Here is a 15,266-nt window from a genome sequence, read left to right as displayed (position 1 = left end):
ACAGGTTCGATTTCTGCAAATATTTTCATTCCTTTTAATTATAGTTTTCAACAAGAGAAAAAAATAAAAACATGTGCTAAATTAAATGCATTAAGAATTTATTTATTGTTTGGGGTGTTGACTTTAAAGTTGGAAATTTTGCTTCGCAAATCATTAGAAAGATATACCCCTTGAATCTTTATTTTGCATGAATAAACCAAAAGCACTAAAAGAGCAAAAATACAAATGACGACTATTTCACTAGGCGCCAAAAAGTTTGGAACTGACTTGGGCATGAAAGCACCTGCAAAGAGATCTACTAAACATAAGATTATGGCTCCCACCTTTCCTAAAGCACTCTTTACCTTTCTTGATTTTTGTATCTCTATATCGCTTACAATTTGTGCAATCACAGTATTATTGGTTTTCATTGCATATTCTTTCAACATAAATATCGAAACTTCTTCATCCTTAAATAGAAAAATATATTTCCCAATTAAGGGTACTGCTAGTGTACATAATGCAAAGAGGATACAAGTAAAAAATTTCACAGTCCAAATACAGACAATACCTAATATTACGAATGGAATCAGGTTTATTAGAGTTAAATCCTGAAACGTAATTCCAGGTTCTTTTTGGGGACAACACACACCTAAATACAAATCTGTAAACACCAATAGAATAAGGACATTTGTCCATATATCCGTATCATAAATCTTGTGGTTGTCAAATAACGCAATCAAATCTTTCATGTTGTTCATAAATACTTTTTTAAATTAATAGTTTATAGTAAAGCGGCAGTCAACAGTTTTTAAATTTCCATTGTATTAAAATATAGAGTTTATACAGAAAAGAAACAGGGCTATTGGTTATCAATATCCTAAAACCTTATTCGATATAATGTCTACAGATTATACCATTCAAATATATTATGTGTTATTGGATTCTACAAATATACAGATACTATTCAGAATGTCATAACTTCTCCATAAATATTATTTTGTACAGTTTTGTTTTACTTATAATTCATGCCTTTATCATACTTTGCGGCATTGTTGCATGAAGGAGGTGTGCATGCCAAAACAGAAAAGTTTTTTTGAGCCATTCATGTAAAAAGGATATACAGGATGTCATCTGATGACTTTTAATGACATCTGATGACACTGCTTTTTATGTTTCGGATATAAAGCGGTTCTTTGTCGTGTATTAATAGTGAACTAATCCATGAAAATGAGATGCCATGAACATACAAGAAGCAAAGAACATCAGACTTGTTGATTTTTTAGCCGGATTCGGATACGAACCGGTAATACAGCGTGGGAACAGCGTATGGTACAAATCGCCCTTCAGGACGGAAAAGGAGGCCTCTTTCAAGGTTGACCTCCATAAGGAATTGTGGTATGATTTCGGTCTGGGGAAGGGAGGGGACATTATAACGTTGGCCAAGGAGATTTATCGGACACAAGATATAGGTTATGTACTACAGTGTATTGGGGATAAAAGAGCCGTACTGAAACCGGTTACTGTTTCCTGTCCGTTTGAAAAGGCATATCTCGCCTTTCAAGATCTGAAAATCATTCCTCTTGCCAACCGGATACTGCTTACTTATCTGAAGGAACGGTGCATCGATCTGGAAACTGCCCGAAAAATATGCAGGGAAGCTCATTTTAAACGGAATGGGAAGAATTATTTTGCCATCGCTTTCCCTAATATTTCCGGAGGGTACGAAATCAGGAACAGGTATTTCAAGGCTTGTATTGCTCCCAAGGACATCAGTCGCATCATTAGCACGCCGGAAAGCAGGATTTGCTATATTTTTGAGGGGTTTATGGATTTTCTGTCTTTCAGACCGGCTTTTCCATCTTTGGAAGAGGGGGATTATATAGTGTTGAATTCTGTCAGTAACTTACAGAAGGCTTTTTCTTTCCTTTCACAATATGACGGCATCCGTTGCTGTCTGGATAATGATACCGCCGGGAAAAATGCGGTGCAGGCATTAAAGGACAAATACGGAATCCGTATATGCGATTTTTCGCATGAATATTCCGGATATAAGGATCTGAATGAATATTTGTGCAGGAAGAACAATCTGCTCCATATCTAATAGATGTATTGAAAAGACTGCCTGATGATATACCCTTGTTTCCTTCCTGTCATATGTGGCAGAAGAAAACAAGGGTGATTTTTCATGTGGTGATACTATGTTAATAGTAGAATGTGGTCAGATGCGTTTTATGGTCTTTTACAATCTTTACTTCATGCATTTGTCCGTATATCTCACGCATGGATACCGGACAATCCATCTTTTCCCATTCTTCCGGGGAAATCCTCATGTCGGAATGCCTGAAACACAGCATGACCATTTCCTGAGAATCCTCTTCTGCGAATATGGTACCTTCATGGTCGTTGACAAACTGTTTGAGTCCATCCTCATCCTTACAGGATATTTCTCCGACGTACATATCCTCGCTCGGCCGGGTGTTTTTGCGGATATGGATTTTGAACCATTCCCGGCTTTCCGGCTGTTCAGGTGCGCCACACTCCCACAGGGCTATTTTCGCATCGTAGTAAACCTCCCCGTTTTCACATGCCCCGTAATGCCCCCAATGCTTGAAACGGCCGGTAGTCCATGCCTTGAACCTTACATCGCCTGCCTTTACCAACAGACACTCACCGCCATGCATATCGCATTTGATACCCTCTTTGTCACGGGACACGAATGGAACACGGGAAAAATCCCGGAGTATAATGTTATCTCCATATACGGCATCTATAAAGAACAGCCGGGAACGCTCACCATAACCGGAAACAAAGAACAGGTTGTCTCCTGTCCGTGGATACCGGTCAGAGCGTGTCTTTTCGATGTGTTCCACCATGGTATTCACTTTATCTATATCTTCCTGTACAAGTCCGTGTATCCGATCATACCAGTAGTTCAGGCGGATGAAAGTTTCTTTGCTATACTTGTTTGTTGTCTGAATCATAATTTTCTTATTTTGTGATTAAACATTTCCGGCTTTGGCAAAGCCGGTATTTCTATCTCTTACATGTCAGACATTTGTCTTTTGCTCTGATAGTGCAAGGCTTGGCGAAAAAATACCGCAGCGAAGCGAGGATGATTTTTTCAGCCAACCAGTCCGAAGGACCGCCTTGCGCATCAGAAGCAAAAGGCTACCTTTACATGTAAGAAATAGAAATGCTGACCGATATATGATTCCAAAATAAAAAAACTTATAATCTGCCGGTTCTGTAATAAGAAAGCCATGAAACCCTCTCTTTTTATCGTTTCCATGACTTTCTTATGTTTATGTCGTGATACTTGGAAACGGGTATTACCAATGATCAAATGTTTCCACCCTGTTTTTTTCCAACAGAACCAGAATGTCCTTTTCCTTATATAAAAGTTTGCCTCCTACTTTGTAATAGGGCAGCCTGCCGTTCATTCTGTAATCAGCCAGCGTCCTTCGTGTCAGCTTTAATTTCTCCGCCAACTCGCTGTCGGTAATGTAACGCTCTCCGTTCAGAACCGGACGAAAGTTTTTCTCCTGGTCATCCAGCATTTTGGACAGGGTGCTTATGTTCCGAAAAAAACGTATAATCTCAGGGCTTTCTTTGGTCAGTATGAATTGAGTCATAAGGATTCGGGGGTTACATGGTGAATACTGTTTTCCAAATAACGTATAATATCCTGACGCCTGTAATATACCTTGCGGTCTATATGGCTGTAAGGGATAATCCTGCTTCTCCGAAGTTGCAACAGCTTTCGGGGCGAGACATTCATAAGCATACACGCTTCCTGATTGTCAATCCAGTCATCCATACTACAGATGCCTCCTCCGCATGTTTCACGCATTTTCTTTTCAACGGCTTCCAAAGCCTCATTCATTTCCATGAATGCCTTAGCTTCGATACATACAAACTCCATAAACTCTGCTTTTTTTGTCCGGCACGAAAATACGGGAAGTAAAAGTCGTGGGCAAAAGGATGTCATCAAACGGCATCAGATGTCATCAGATGTCAGAGACCGCTCTGTTTGGGGAAGCAAAGTAAAAGAATGGCTAAAAGTCTGTTTCTTTACCGGAAAAACAGTATTTTTATCTCGGACAATCTGTCCGAAAATAAAAAAACAGGAAATATGGAACTGATAATCAATGCAACATTATTACTAGCGGCTATCGTTCTCTGGATATACGGACAATACTGGAGAAAAAAGTGCGGCAAGGTGCTATGCCAATATGCAGCAGCCTACGATGAGCGGGAAGACAGGGAGAAACCGCTACGTCAAGCCATCATAGCAGGAAATCCTCATGCACCGCTGCTATATGCGCTGACTTGTCCTGAGCTGTTTGATAAAGTCCGTCCGTTGCGATTGTTCTCATTCGGGAGCATTCGCTGCGTGTTTGCCGGCTATTATTTTCCCAAACGCTTTGAAAGCTGGCTTTGTGATGACCAGTTGGCATTCGTGCAAAAAGTATATGATTTCAAGGATGGAAAAGACAGCTGTACGGAATATTTTTCACAAGCATTCCTGCTTCTTTCCACTGATGAGGATATTACTGCCATGTTTATGCCGTGCAGCACATCAGACCGCTATTACAGACGTTTCTCAGGTATTGCCAGTTTTCTGGAAACGCATGGCTATGTCCGTTCAGGACTGGATTTAATATGCATTACGGAAAGCAGGGAGTGTAAACATGCCTCAGAAAAACGCTCTGAAATAAATACCGCCAACTATATGATGTCAAACGATCTGTACGGAAAGCGCGTGGTGATTGTCGATGATTTGCTGACCAGCGGAGCCAGCCTGATGGAATACGCCCATAATCTGGAAAGGGCCGGTGCCAAAGTGGAAGGTGCTGTATTTCTTGCCCGTACCTTTCAGATGCCTTCGCCGGCAAAAGTAAAACGCCTGGTATGGAAACGCCATCTATCAGTCCTGATCTGGAGAAGGTCTGACGACCTGTAAATTGTAAAGTTTACATTCGGATTTTACAATTTTACACCTCGAATTTTTACATTTCAATTTCCCCTATACTATTTTTATATCTGTATTTTATTGATTTGCAGTGTTATACAATTTCTTATCCAATATAAACGGATAATGTGGCATACATTTTTCACTGAACATGGCATATACTCTTGAAAGTGCGCACAAGAAAAGGGTATTCCAGTAATAACCTTTAAAAAGACAGGAGAAAATTGCCATGATGTATATAGACAATGAAGTGCTTGAAAAAATGATAATGACCATAGTGGAAGGTTTTGACCGTATAGAAAAGAAACTGGACAGGATGGGACGCGTGAAGGACTGCCTGAACGGAGACGAGCTTTTGGACAACTATGACATTGCCAAACTGCTAAACGTGTCATTGCGGACAGTCGCCCGTTACAGGGAAAAAGGGCTGATCCGTTATTACCAGACGGACGATAACGGGAAAAACTTCTACAGAAGCTCGGAAATACAGGAGTTTTTACAGAAACGTGGGAAAAAAGATAAGGGCGGGAATACCAACATGGGAAAGTTATGCTAACTTTGTTTCATAAACAGTTGTTATGAAGACAAATGCCAATTCAAGATATACCGTTGCAGTCCTTATTGACGGGGATAACGCATCCTTTGAGAGGATGGAAGATATAATGGGCTTTGTTTCCCGTTACGGGGATGCCGTTGTGAGACGAATTTATGGAGACTGGACGAGGAAAGCGCTTTCCGCATGGAAGGAAAGTGCCAGGGAGCATGGATTCAGGCTTGTACAAGCTTCCTCCCATGTTCCCGGAAAGAACACGACGGACATTGCACTGGTCATAGATGCGATGGATATTCTTCGGGACGGGCAGGTGGACTGTTTCTGCCTGGTGGCCAGTGACGGTGATTACAGCCTGCTTGCCCAACGGATACGGGAAGCCGGGGTGAAAGTGCTGGGATATGGGGAAGGAAAGACCCCGGTGTCATTGGTACGGTCCTGTTCCGTATTCCTGTATGCCGACCGGAAGGAAAGCAAGGCAGAGGAGAACACTCCCGAATTTTTTATCCGAAGGGATATGGAGTATTTCGACAAGGCTTTTGAGCAGGCGGCTGACGGCAAAGAAGAGGTTTCCCTTTCACTGATCGGCGGTGCATTGAAAAAAATGATGCCCAAATTCAAGGTCAGGAGATATGGATGCAAGACATTGGGCAAACTTTATGAAAAGTTGGACCGGTATGAGCTGGTCATGACGGAAAAGGGAGTGGCAAATGCCGTACGGCTGAAATATTAAACCGCATGGCAGGAGTGTTCCAAAACGTCAGTTTCTCCTATACATCGTTTTATGTATCAGGAGAAACTGACGTTTGTGTTCTATACCGGGATGGGGTTTACCCGTAACGTGTCAAGATTGAGATAGGCTCCCCGGTAGAACGTTCTTCCTTCCCTGAGCATGCGCCACAGGACGTCGCATCCGATTTGTGCCAACATGGAATTGATGAAGAGATCCTGCTTTTGCAATGCCTCCGTCAGCGAGCAGCTCGGTCCCGAATCCTTCTCCCTGATGGTGGAATAAGGGACTTCCTCCGTTATGACGTTCATCTTGGGTATAGGCAGGTATTCAATGGAGGAGGGCTGCGGTATCTTGCTTTTGACATTTCCTATCAGTACTTGTCCGGTGGTCTGAGCATTGCCGAAATCCATCCAGTATATCGGTGATTTCTCGTCATCGTATGAACGTTCCCTATGCTTTTTCAAAAAACGCCACAGACCGGTCCGTGAACGGGTGGTATCCGTGCAGGTGATGATGATATTCGCCAAAACGGAATCTGATGTTCCTGACGGATAGCATTGCCTTTTTGCCTCCCATGAAAAGCCGAAAAAGCGGTTGATACGGGTTACAAGTGCCACCGCCTTGTTCAGTCCGAGCTCGGATTCGCTGAACAACTGGCGTCCGATATTCGCTTCCGTGACAGTATCGGGGTCAAAAACCGTCACGTGCAGGCCCGGATGTCCGAGTGCCTGCAATGCGATACTCATTCTTGCCAGATTGGTGGCCACCTGCGATCCGGTTCCGCCCGCACCGATTACGAAAACGGTTACGGGATGGTGGGGATTGAGCAGGTATCTGTCTGTATAATGAATCTTTTTCATACCAATAAGTCTTTAAGTTGTCTGTCCATAGGTTTCAATTCGTTATAGTCAAACGGATTGGTCCGTGCCTTTTCCGTCACCGAAACCAGATTGCTTTCGGTGGGGTTCCTGCTTCCTCCCAAATGGGAAAATTCACTGAGCCAGAAGCGTTTTTCCCAATGCTCAAGGAGTTTTGAGAAAGTCATGTTTTCCGGAGGAGTCAACGAGGCATTTCCCAGACAGACACTGCTTCCCGTTACATTGAAAAACGGGGCAAGGAAAAGCGGGCTGTCTTCTGCCGGTGCTTCTCCCTTATAGGCAAAAATTTCCAGTCTGTCACCGGAAACCCTGTAAATGACACCGGGTACATGGAATGTCCCGTCCGGAATATTCAGCCTTTCGGAAAAGAACATCTGCCGTTTTCCCGGAGGATTGTACCAGATGTACCTCTCGTGTCCCTTGCGTGTATCGCACCACAGCATATTGGCGGGGATTTTCCCATGCGGTACATCCTGCCGGTTATCCGTATAGTATTCCACAAGGGAGTCCATAAATTCATACGTAACGGGGACGGCAGCCTCCATCCGGCCTCTGTCGTTGATCGGATGCAGTTCGAGATAATATGTCCCGTGTCCATAGCGGCCATCACTGTATTCGTAAGCAATCAGTGCCGCTTTGGGAACCATCACCTGTTGAAGTTTCTTAGTCAGTTCATTCATTTCATTCGTTTTAAAAGTTGTCATCAATATAGTCTGTAAAACGCACCAACCATCTGGAAAGCCTTTCCGGATAGTCATCCATCTGAAAAAGACAGTCTGTTTCCGGTGTCAGTAGCTTGTAAGTGACCGGAGTAAGGGCATAGACCTCCCGGTAGTCCGAATTCATATACTCCTTGACACACTCCGCCAGTGTATCACCAGTAGAATAGACCAGCATGACCTGGCTTTCCATTCCCACCGGGGGAAAATCGCATTCCTCTTCATAAGCCCAATCGTACTGGTAGCCTGTCAGGACCGGGCTTTCCGGAGTAATCAATGCCATGCCGTCCTCTATCAGTTCCAACAGCTTCAGCTCTTTTTCCTTTTTTGTCCGGTAATTCCGCACAGCCTCTTCCAAAGACTTGCAGAACGGTTTGCCCGACATCCGTCTGAGTGCTTTCATCCGTTTTCCAGACTGATAGGAATCCGCCAGCCGTCTGTTCGCCCTGATTTCCTTCGGGGAAGCATCGGAATCCCGGTTTCCCCAGTCTTCCAGCTCTTCTATGGCAAAGTCATAATAAAATGTCTCGGTAACATCGTACAGCCCGTGATGCCGGACAAATTGCCGGATGAACTCCCTGACAATGTCCTTCAATGGTGCCGGAAGCCGTTCCGTAAAATCAACCGGAATCCAGAACAAAGCAGGTTCCGGCCAGTCGTGATGGCGGAACAGACAGAAATGCAGCCTTCCGCTTTTCTTTTCCAGATTGATACACTCCGGTACACACTCTTCCATAACTCTGTACAACTCGGTAATATTCAGGCGGGGGCACCCCCCTTTCCTGTATCGGAAAGGGAGTTTTATGCCCATAAGTTCCGCATATCTTGATGCCGACCGGTAGAGATAGTCAAAATTTTCCGGAGTCGTGAGATTGATCGGAGAATCATTATCCATATCCTGATGCCAATAATCCGGTGCAAGGGGTGTGATTCTACCGGTCAGAAAAGCATTGTGCTTCCCGGTGGCGGAAGTATCCTTCTTTTCCGTTCCGAGGTTCCCCTTCGGATGTGGGACGAACTTACTGAGAGAATAATCAGCCGTGCCAGTCCATCCTTGGCTTGTTCTGAAAGCTGTCTGCATGTTTCCTTATCCTTTTTTTTCTTGTTCATACCGCTTACCCTTTCACTCCGATGGTTGTCTTGAAGCGGTAAACCGCCTTGTCGTCCTCCCACTCAGGACCATATACCGTTGCCGTGGTCAGTTCAGGGTAGGTCATGGAATAGAAGTCCATCACCTCGTTTACGGACAGTTCGCTGTTCGGATCATCCAACACGAGCTCCATAGAGTCCTTCTTGAATTTGAATACTCTCTGCAATCCTTTGATTTCAAGTGCCATATTATTTTTCTTTTATAGGGTTTAACAATATACCATATCCATTTGTGCCATATCCGTCATGCGGCATTCCTTCGGAAAGTCCGGATATTCCGCATAAGGGTCCTCCCTGAGCAGCTCCCGGTCATCCTCGTAATCCTTGTCGAAGTTATACATTGCAGCCTCCTGCACCGTTGCATACTGTGACGGAGCCGGTTGTTGCATCCAGCGATTGTCCGCCAATTGCGGTTGCGGCACCTGTACCGGTTGATGGAACTGGATGTCTTGCGGTTGTGGAGCAGCCTGCTGAGGAACCGGTTGCGGTGCAGGTTGCCTATATTGTACGGGCTGGACTTGCGGCTGTGCAACGGGTTGCGGAGCCGGGGCAGGCTGTTCGGGCATGAACATCGGAACTTGCTCTCCGCTCCGGTATTGTGGCGTCGGGGCTGCCATCGATTGTGGAGCCGATTGCTGCAAGGATGGCTGTGGAGCAGTTACCGGCGGCTGTACCATGTCGAACAGACTTCCCTCGGATGCCTTCTTCTGCACTTCCGCCATTTTTTTGTCAATGTCCGCCTGTTTGTCCGGCTGTGCCAGTACCTTAGCCTGCCTGAACCAGGTCAATGCTTCGGAATAATGCTTTCCTGCCGTGGCATCCTCAGCTTTCTTCAACAGTTTTTCCATCTTTTCCCGTTTTTCACGGGCTTCCTTGGACTCCTTTTCCACCGTAGGCTTGGAGGTTTTGCTTTGTGAAACCGCCTGCTCTGCCTGCTTCTCGAACGATTCCAGGTTGGTAAGGATACCTTGCGCTTTCTGTACGGGTGCACCGACAGCCTGCAGGAATCCTGCATCCAGTTCTTCCGGCGTACCGTTCAGGATGAGCGGGACAATGCGTTCTCCGGCCTTTACTCCCGACCGTCTGGGAACGACGGCTACCGTCAGATTGTCGTTTACCCGTCTGATGTTGATACTCAGGTCTGTGCCTGTCGTAATCATTTGGTTGATTGCTTGAAAAAACATAATGGTAAAATTTAAAATGTTATACATAAGTTTCCTTGAAAAAATCCTTCAGGATTCTCTGCCTGTCCGGATTCGAGGCGATGCCTTTCAACGGTTCCAGATAGTAGCCGATACGTCTGGGCCCGTCTGTCGTACAGGGAGGCTGTCTTTTGACAGGTGTTGTCCGGTTTGTGGCAGGCCATGCAGCCGGCATGACCGGAGCCGAGGATGTAAATGTGTAAGTTCTCATATCTTCTGCATTTGATGGTTATACAAGCATGCCCATGACAATCAGGACAAGGATTGTTTTCAAGACAAAGGTGAATGTCCTGAAGGCGAGACGGACCAGTGTTCCGGACATAAGGAACAGGACAGACAGATACACGGGAATGACGCCCTTGCAGTAAAGCAGGCATATTCCCGTAAGCAGAACCAGTGCGACCACTTGCCTGCAGATGTTTTCGATGAATTTCAGTTTCATGTCTTTAAATTTTTAAGAATGAATAATCCCATCGGGATATGTTTTCCCGATTTTATAGGCCTCCGGCCCTTGGATTGCCTTTTTGCGCAAGGCTTGGCAAAAGAAAATACCGCAGCGAAGCGAGGATGATTTTCTTTTAGCCGACCAGCCCCTGAAAGGGGCCGCCTTGCGGCAAAAACGAGGCAATCCAAGACCTTTGCCGCTTAAAAGCGGAAAAACGTATCTTGTACATATATAAAAAAAGAGGCACAGACCCCAGTCTGCACCTCTTCTGTTCCGTACCTTCCGCCCAGCCGTCTATATGGAACCATGCGGCCGTTCATCTTCCGAAAGTTTCCGGAAAATCTCACCGGTAACCTCATTTACCGTTTCCAATACACCATCCAGGAATTCTTTCTGTGTGAGTTCTCCCCGTTCAATCCGTGCTAGCTCCGCTTCCCAGCCGGAGGTGAGGGAGGAGTCAGCCACTTTCATTCCGCGTACCGTTTCATATAAAAGAAGACCTTTCGGGGTCGGGATAATGTATTTGCCCGAATACCGGATATATTTACGCTCCAGAAGCGTACGGATGATATTCGTGCGCGTGGATGCGGTTCCCAGACCGGTCTTGTCCATATAGTCTGCCAGTTCCTCATCCGTATAAGGGGCAGCGGGCAGCGATTTCCTGTGTATAAGACTGCATCCCGTTACCGGCAGTTTCTCCTCCCGAAAAAGTTCAGGGGGTACGGGACAGAGGTCGTTGTCTTCCGCGACAAGCCGTTCCCTCTGAAAGATACCGAGCCACCCCGTTTCCAGAATACGGTATGTACGGATTCGGAACTTGCGTGCGGCACAGACCGCTTCAACCGTCGTATATTCCACCTTGCAGGGCGGCATGAACGTTTCAAGCATCCTGCCGACAACAAGGGTGTAAACCAGCCTTTCCTCCCTGTCCAGTTCCCCCGGCTGTATGCCGGTGATGACAATGGCATGATGCTCCGCCGTGTCCTGATTTCCGGTTACGCCTTTCCTTGCAGCAAGGTCGATCATACCGGCATATTGGCGGAATTCCTTGCCGGACAGCAGCTTTTCCATAACCGGAGGCAACATGTCATACATGTCTCCGGGCAGCAGACGGCTGGAAGTGCGCGGGCAGGAGATCAGTTTTTTCTCGTACAGGCTTTGGGTAATTTCCTGCACCCGTATGGCTGTCAGGTTATGGTAACGGTTCGCATCCTTCTGAAGCCCGGTCAGGTTATAAAGGGCAGGTGCGGTGATTTCCTCAGTCCGGCTGCTGACTGCCGTGATACGGGCATATCCTGCCGCCTTGCAGTCCTCGTAAAGTTCCAGGGCATCCCGGCGGTTGCAGAAATCTTCCACATGCCGCATCTTTATTATCTTCCCGTTCTTGCAGAGGCTGACGAATACGGGCCAGCTGTCTGCGGGAATGTGATTTTCCCTTTCCCTGTACCGTCCGCTTATCGCTGCCAATACAGGGGTCTGTACCCTTCCAAGCGAGTTGTTCCCGAAACCGACCGCCTTGCAGACGGCATAGCTCGAATTGACTCCAAGAAGCCAGTCGGCCTTGTTGCGGCTGTCTGCCGCCAAAAACAAGTTGTCGAACAGGCTGCAAGGACGAAGGTTTTCCATTCCTTTGGCAATGGCTTCGTCCGTCAAGGAGGAGATCCACAGGCGGAGGCAAGGTTTCCTGCATCCCAAAAAACGATAAAGATACCGGAACAGCATTTCCCCCTCGCGGGAAGCGTCGGTTGCCGCAACAATGGTGTCACACGCATCGAACACCCCGGCTATCACCTTCAACTGGAGCACCGCATTGATGTCGGGATTCCATCCCGTGTCCGTCTTTACATGCCGTACCGTCAGAAAAGGAGGCGGCAGCAGGGGGAAGTTCTCCCGCTCCACCCATGCCGTACCGGTATCTTTCGGCATCGCCAGGGAAAGCATGTTGCCGTATGTCCATGTTACCATGTATCCGTTTCCGCTCATATATCCGTTCTCTTTTCTGTCAGCTCCCAAAACCCTTGCTATCTCTCTGCCCACATTGGGCTTGTCAGTCACTATCGCTATCATATTCTTTTTCCTTTTGATGTTCCGTACCGTCAGGAACGGCACGGAACGTGAGTTATACTTATTGTTTCCCGGTCAAACTGCCGCCTCCTCCTTCTGACGGAGACCGTTTATTTCCATAACCGGCCTGCCGTTGCCGTCGGGTACCAGCTTCAGCGTGGCATCCATTGTCAGGCTGAGGACCGAAATATGGAGTTTCAGCGGAACGATGCCCGTTTCCTTTCCTTGCAGCAACAGTTCCATGTTGCCTTCCGCTTCCAGTTGTTTCTTACTGATACCTGCGGCCTTCAGACCGTCCCAGTCGATATCTTCCGTCTTATAAATATGACGGGTATTCTGATCCGTATTCATACGATTCGTTTTTTTTAGGTTTGTATGATTGATTCTGTTTCTCTCCGAGCAGGTCTATACCGCCTGCGATGCACCCTTCTTCTGCTCCTGCTGCTGTCCCTGTGCGGTTTCCGTCTGTGTGGCACGGCGGGAAGTGTCCCTGCGGATGTCCGGATTTTCCTGAAAATACTGCAACTGCCCGGAATAGGGATTGACTTTCAGGTAGGAACTGAAGGTCTGCCCGTTGTTTTTCAGCCCTTCGACAAGCAAAGTCTTGCCATCCTGGAGGTTCGCTTTTTCCTGTGCCGTGAACACGTGCCCGTAAACCTCCGCCGGAATACGCGGTGCCTGCTGCTCGTTGAATCCGTTCGGCGTGCGTGAATACATCGTCCTGCCGGTATTCATATCCAGCTTGACGAACGAGGAGAATTCCTCCCCGTTGCGCCCGATCATGTTTTCCAGATAGACCGGCTGTCCCTTGCGCAGGGTTTCCCTGTCTTCGGCAGTCAGCTGCACGTTGCAGATTTCCTTTGGAATATAAATCTCTCCGGTTTCCGGATTGTGCCGCGTGTAGTTCGGGCGCCCCGTTACCTTGTCTATCGTTACAAAGGACGAGAAGGTGTCATTCCTGTTCCTGAACTTCATGTCTTCCACCAGAATGGTATGTCCTTCGCTGAGCATTTTTATCTGGGTGGGCGAGAGAGGCACGCCTCCGATGGAACGTTCGTTGAAAATCTGGTTTTTCGGAAAGATGAATTCCAGTCCCCTGCGCTCGGCACTGTACTGGAGTGTGGCATCGAATTCCTTGCCCGCTTTGGAAGTCATGCCCTCCACTTTGACAGGCTGTCCCTCCTTCAGCAGCCTGATTTCCTCTGCGGTAAGTTTGACCCCGCTCACTTCCTGCGGGATGTAAACGTGCTCCTGACGGACGGCAACCAGCTCGTTGGTGCTCTTGTCGATGGAAATCAGACAGGGGGTATATTCACTTCCGCGCAGATTGAGTTCCGCCACACGCCCCATGTTGCCGGTCTCACGCAGGTTCTTCTTGTCCTCCTCGTTAAAGTTAAACCCGAAATAAGGACGTTCCAACTGCGGTTCCTTGCGTATGCCGTGAATGGCAAGTCCCACCTGTCCGTCCTGTTGCGGGATGAGTGAGAGCCTTGCATCCAGTTTGGCTGTCAGCAAACCGGAAAGATGGATGGTCAGGGGCACCAGTTTGTTGGTCTTGTAGCCCTTCAGCATGGAATCAAGGAGTCCCTGCTGTTCCAGCGAAGCCTTTGAGATTCCGACCTTTTCCAACTCCTCCCAGTTGACCATGTTCTCATTATACCGGTAACGCGGTCCTTGCGACTCCTGCGCTGCCTGTTGAGCCTGGGGCTGCTGCTGTTGCTGTGCCGCCTGCTGTACTTCGCTCTGTTGCAGGGGTTCCTGCGGTTGTGTCTCTTTGTCTGCCATAGCTGTTGTTTCTTTTTGGTTTACACTTTGTTCCTTCTTGTTTTCTCTCGGACGGATTTCGTAGCGTTTGAGGAACTCTTTCACCGCATCCGTCTGCTTTCCCTCCGACAAATCCCTGATGGCCTGCTTGTTCACCTTGTAGTCGTGGTAGGTCATGCGGAGCAGGCGGAAATGGGTAGGTTCCTTGAGCTGGCTCCAAAAATTCTTGATGAAGTTTTCGAGAATACTCGAATTCTTGTCGAATTTCAGGAATGAGTTTTCATTCTTCTCGTCCGCCGGAACCGTCTTCGCTTTTCCGTCCTTGTCAATTTCACTGACAGCCTGTACTCCGAATTTCGGATCGTTCTTGTTATGAACCAGCATCAATTCCGTAATCTGTTCCACCGGGAGAGCATCACTTCCGGCCTTCGGCTTCCGAGTCCGTTTGGGCTTTTCGTTCGGGGTCTTTTCTTGTGCCATACCTTTTCTTTTAGGGGTTAATGAATTGCTTTGACGCTTCAAAGGTATGGGGTATTTCCAAATAATATGCTGATTTTCAAAAAGGTGTCATCAGATGTCATCAAATGTCATCAGATGTCATAAACACGACTGTTTCCAACGGCTAAACCGTGAACGGAGAAGAGGGGAAGTGAATGAACGGAAAGAGAGAAGATACGTGAGGCAGAAGGGAAAAAGCCTGCGCATCCGACACCAGAAAAAGAGCAGGCGGACAGGAAAGAAAACCATGCAGAACAGAGGGAGCTGAAGCCCCCTGTCTTCTCATGCCTTCCGCTTTTTTACAGCAAGA

At 47.0% G+C, this 15,266-nt stretch carries 19 protein-coding genes; 4 read left to right on the top strand and 15 right to left on the bottom strand.

Annotated features, from left to right (window positions below):
- Positions 1-98: 98 nt before the first annotated feature.
- Entirely contained in the window at positions 99-740 is a 642-nt protein-coding gene (locus tag NQ546_RS16400; protein ID WP_004288678.1) for a hypothetical protein, read from the bottom strand.
- 479 nt (positions 741-1,219) lie between these two features.
- Here NQ546_RS16400 and NQ546_RS16395 point away from each other — a divergent pair, with 479 nt between their 5' ends.
- On the top strand, positions 1,220-2,083 hold the full coding sequence (locus NQ546_RS16395) for a toprim domain-containing protein (RefSeq protein ID WP_004288680.1): 864 nt from the start codon (positions 1,220-1,222) through the stop codon (positions 2,081-2,083).
- A 100-nt stretch (positions 2,084-2,183) separates the two neighbouring features.
- On the opposite strand, the gene NQ546_RS16390 is transcribed toward NQ546_RS16395, so the two are convergent.
- The 3 genes from NQ546_RS16390 to NQ546_RS16380 form a co-directional block, all read right to left on the bottom strand.
- A complete protein-coding gene (locus NQ546_RS16390; RefSeq protein ID WP_004288681.1) occupies positions 2,184-2,963 on the bottom strand; it encodes a DUF4121 family protein in 780 nt (259 codons plus the stop codon).
- Positions 2,964-3,311: 348 nt separating this feature from the next.
- Positions 3,312-3,614, bottom strand: a complete 303-nt coding sequence (locus NQ546_RS16385) for a helix-turn-helix domain-containing protein (protein ID WP_004288682.1) — start codon at positions 3,612-3,614, stop codon at positions 3,312-3,314.
- On the bottom strand, positions 3,611-3,904 hold the full coding sequence (locus NQ546_RS16380) for a helix-turn-helix domain-containing protein (protein WP_004288683.1): 294 nt from the start codon (positions 3,902-3,904) through the stop codon (positions 3,611-3,613). Before NQ546_RS16380 ends, NQ546_RS16385 begins: the two co-directional genes overlap by 4 nt.
- A 210-nt stretch (positions 3,905-4,114) precedes the next feature.
- Between NQ546_RS16380 and NQ546_RS16375 the strand changes: the two genes are divergently transcribed.
- The 3 genes from NQ546_RS16375 (at position 4,115) to NQ546_RS16365 (ending at position 6,237) form a co-directional block, all read left to right on the top strand.
- Positions 4,115-4,945, top strand: a complete 831-nt coding sequence (locus NQ546_RS16375; RefSeq protein WP_172556406.1) for a phosphoribosyltransferase — start codon at positions 4,115-4,117, stop codon at positions 4,943-4,945.
- Between the two features lie 238 nt (positions 4,946-5,183).
- On the top strand, positions 5,184-5,510 hold the full coding sequence (locus NQ546_RS16370; RefSeq protein WP_004288686.1) for a helix-turn-helix domain-containing protein: 327 nt from the start codon (positions 5,184-5,186) through the stop codon (positions 5,508-5,510).
- 22 nt (positions 5,511-5,532) lie between these two features.
- The gene (locus NQ546_RS16365; protein ID WP_004288687.1) at positions 5,533-6,237 is read left to right on the top strand and encodes an NYN domain-containing protein; all 705 of its coding nucleotides are present in this window, start codon (positions 5,533-5,535) and stop codon (positions 6,235-6,237) included.
- Between the two features lie 80 nt (positions 6,238-6,317).
- Here the strand turns inward: NQ546_RS16365 and NQ546_RS16360 are convergent, their stop codons facing one another.
- The 11 genes from NQ546_RS16360 to NQ546_RS16310 form a co-directional block, all read right to left on the bottom strand.
- Positions 6,318-7,097 carry a PRTRC system ThiF family protein gene (locus tag NQ546_RS16360; RefSeq protein WP_004288689.1) on the bottom strand — a complete coding sequence of 260 codons (780 nt, stop codon included), beginning with the start codon at positions 7,095-7,097 and terminating at the stop codon, positions 6,318-6,320.
- Positions 7,094-7,795: a prokaryotic E2 ligase family D protein gene (locus NQ546_RS16355; protein WP_032935770.1), complete on the bottom strand. Its 702-nt coding sequence runs from the start codon at positions 7,793-7,795 to the stop codon at positions 7,094-7,096. The genes NQ546_RS16360 and NQ546_RS16355 overlap by 4 nt, the downstream gene beginning before the upstream one ends.
- Before the next feature lie 10 nt (positions 7,796-7,805).
- Positions 7,806-8,915, bottom strand: coding sequence for a hypothetical protein (locus tag NQ546_RS16350; protein WP_004288691.1), 1,110 nt, complete (start codon positions 8,913-8,915; stop codon positions 7,806-7,808).
- Between the two features lie 34 nt (positions 8,916-8,949).
- A complete protein-coding gene (locus NQ546_RS16345) occupies positions 8,950-9,171 on the bottom strand; it encodes a PRTRC system protein C (protein WP_004288692.1) in 222 nt (73 codons plus the stop codon).
- A 21-nt stretch (positions 9,172-9,192) separates the two neighbouring features.
- Positions 9,193-10,167 (bottom strand): PRTRC system protein E, encoded by a 975-nt coding sequence (locus NQ546_RS16340; RefSeq protein ID WP_039953009.1) that lies wholly within the window; start codon positions 10,165-10,167, stop codon positions 9,193-9,195.
- Between the two features lie 19 nt (positions 10,168-10,186).
- Complete coding sequence (locus tag NQ546_RS16335; RefSeq protein WP_005858546.1) at positions 10,187-10,396, bottom strand: hypothetical protein; 210 nt, start codon at positions 10,394-10,396, stop codon at positions 10,187-10,189.
- An 18-nt stretch (positions 10,397-10,414) separates the two neighbouring features.
- Complete coding sequence (locus NQ546_RS16330; RefSeq protein WP_004288695.1) at positions 10,415-10,627, bottom strand: hypothetical protein; 213 nt, start codon at positions 10,625-10,627, stop codon at positions 10,415-10,417.
- A gap of 297 nt (positions 10,628-10,924) precedes the next feature.
- Positions 10,925-12,697 (bottom strand): DNA topoisomerase, encoded by a 1,773-nt coding sequence (locus NQ546_RS16325; protein ID WP_004288696.1) that lies wholly within the window; start codon positions 12,695-12,697, stop codon positions 10,925-10,927.
- 72 nt (positions 12,698-12,769) lie between these two features.
- Positions 12,770-13,045, bottom strand: coding sequence for a DUF4099 domain-containing protein (locus NQ546_RS16320; protein WP_004288697.1), 276 nt, complete (start codon positions 13,043-13,045; stop codon positions 12,770-12,772).
- A gap of 54 nt (positions 13,046-13,099) precedes the next feature.
- Positions 13,100-14,938: a DUF3945 domain-containing protein gene (locus tag NQ546_RS16315; protein ID WP_004288698.1), complete on the bottom strand. Its 1,839-nt coding sequence runs from the start codon at positions 14,936-14,938 to the stop codon at positions 13,100-13,102.
- A gap of 142 nt (positions 14,939-15,080) precedes the next feature.
- On the bottom strand, positions 15,081-15,242 hold the full coding sequence (locus NQ546_RS16310) for a hypothetical protein (protein WP_004288699.1): 162 nt from the start codon (positions 15,240-15,242) through the stop codon (positions 15,081-15,083).
- Between the last annotated feature and the right edge of the window lie 24 nt (positions 15,243-15,266).

This window comes from Bacteroides eggerthii (assembly GCF_025146565.1).
Taxonomy (GTDB): Bacteria; Bacteroidota; Bacteroidia; order Bacteroidales; family Bacteroidaceae; genus Bacteroides; species Bacteroides eggerthii.
Note: the sequence above shows the minus strand (reverse complement) of the source record. Positions and strands in the feature narration are given on the sequence as shown.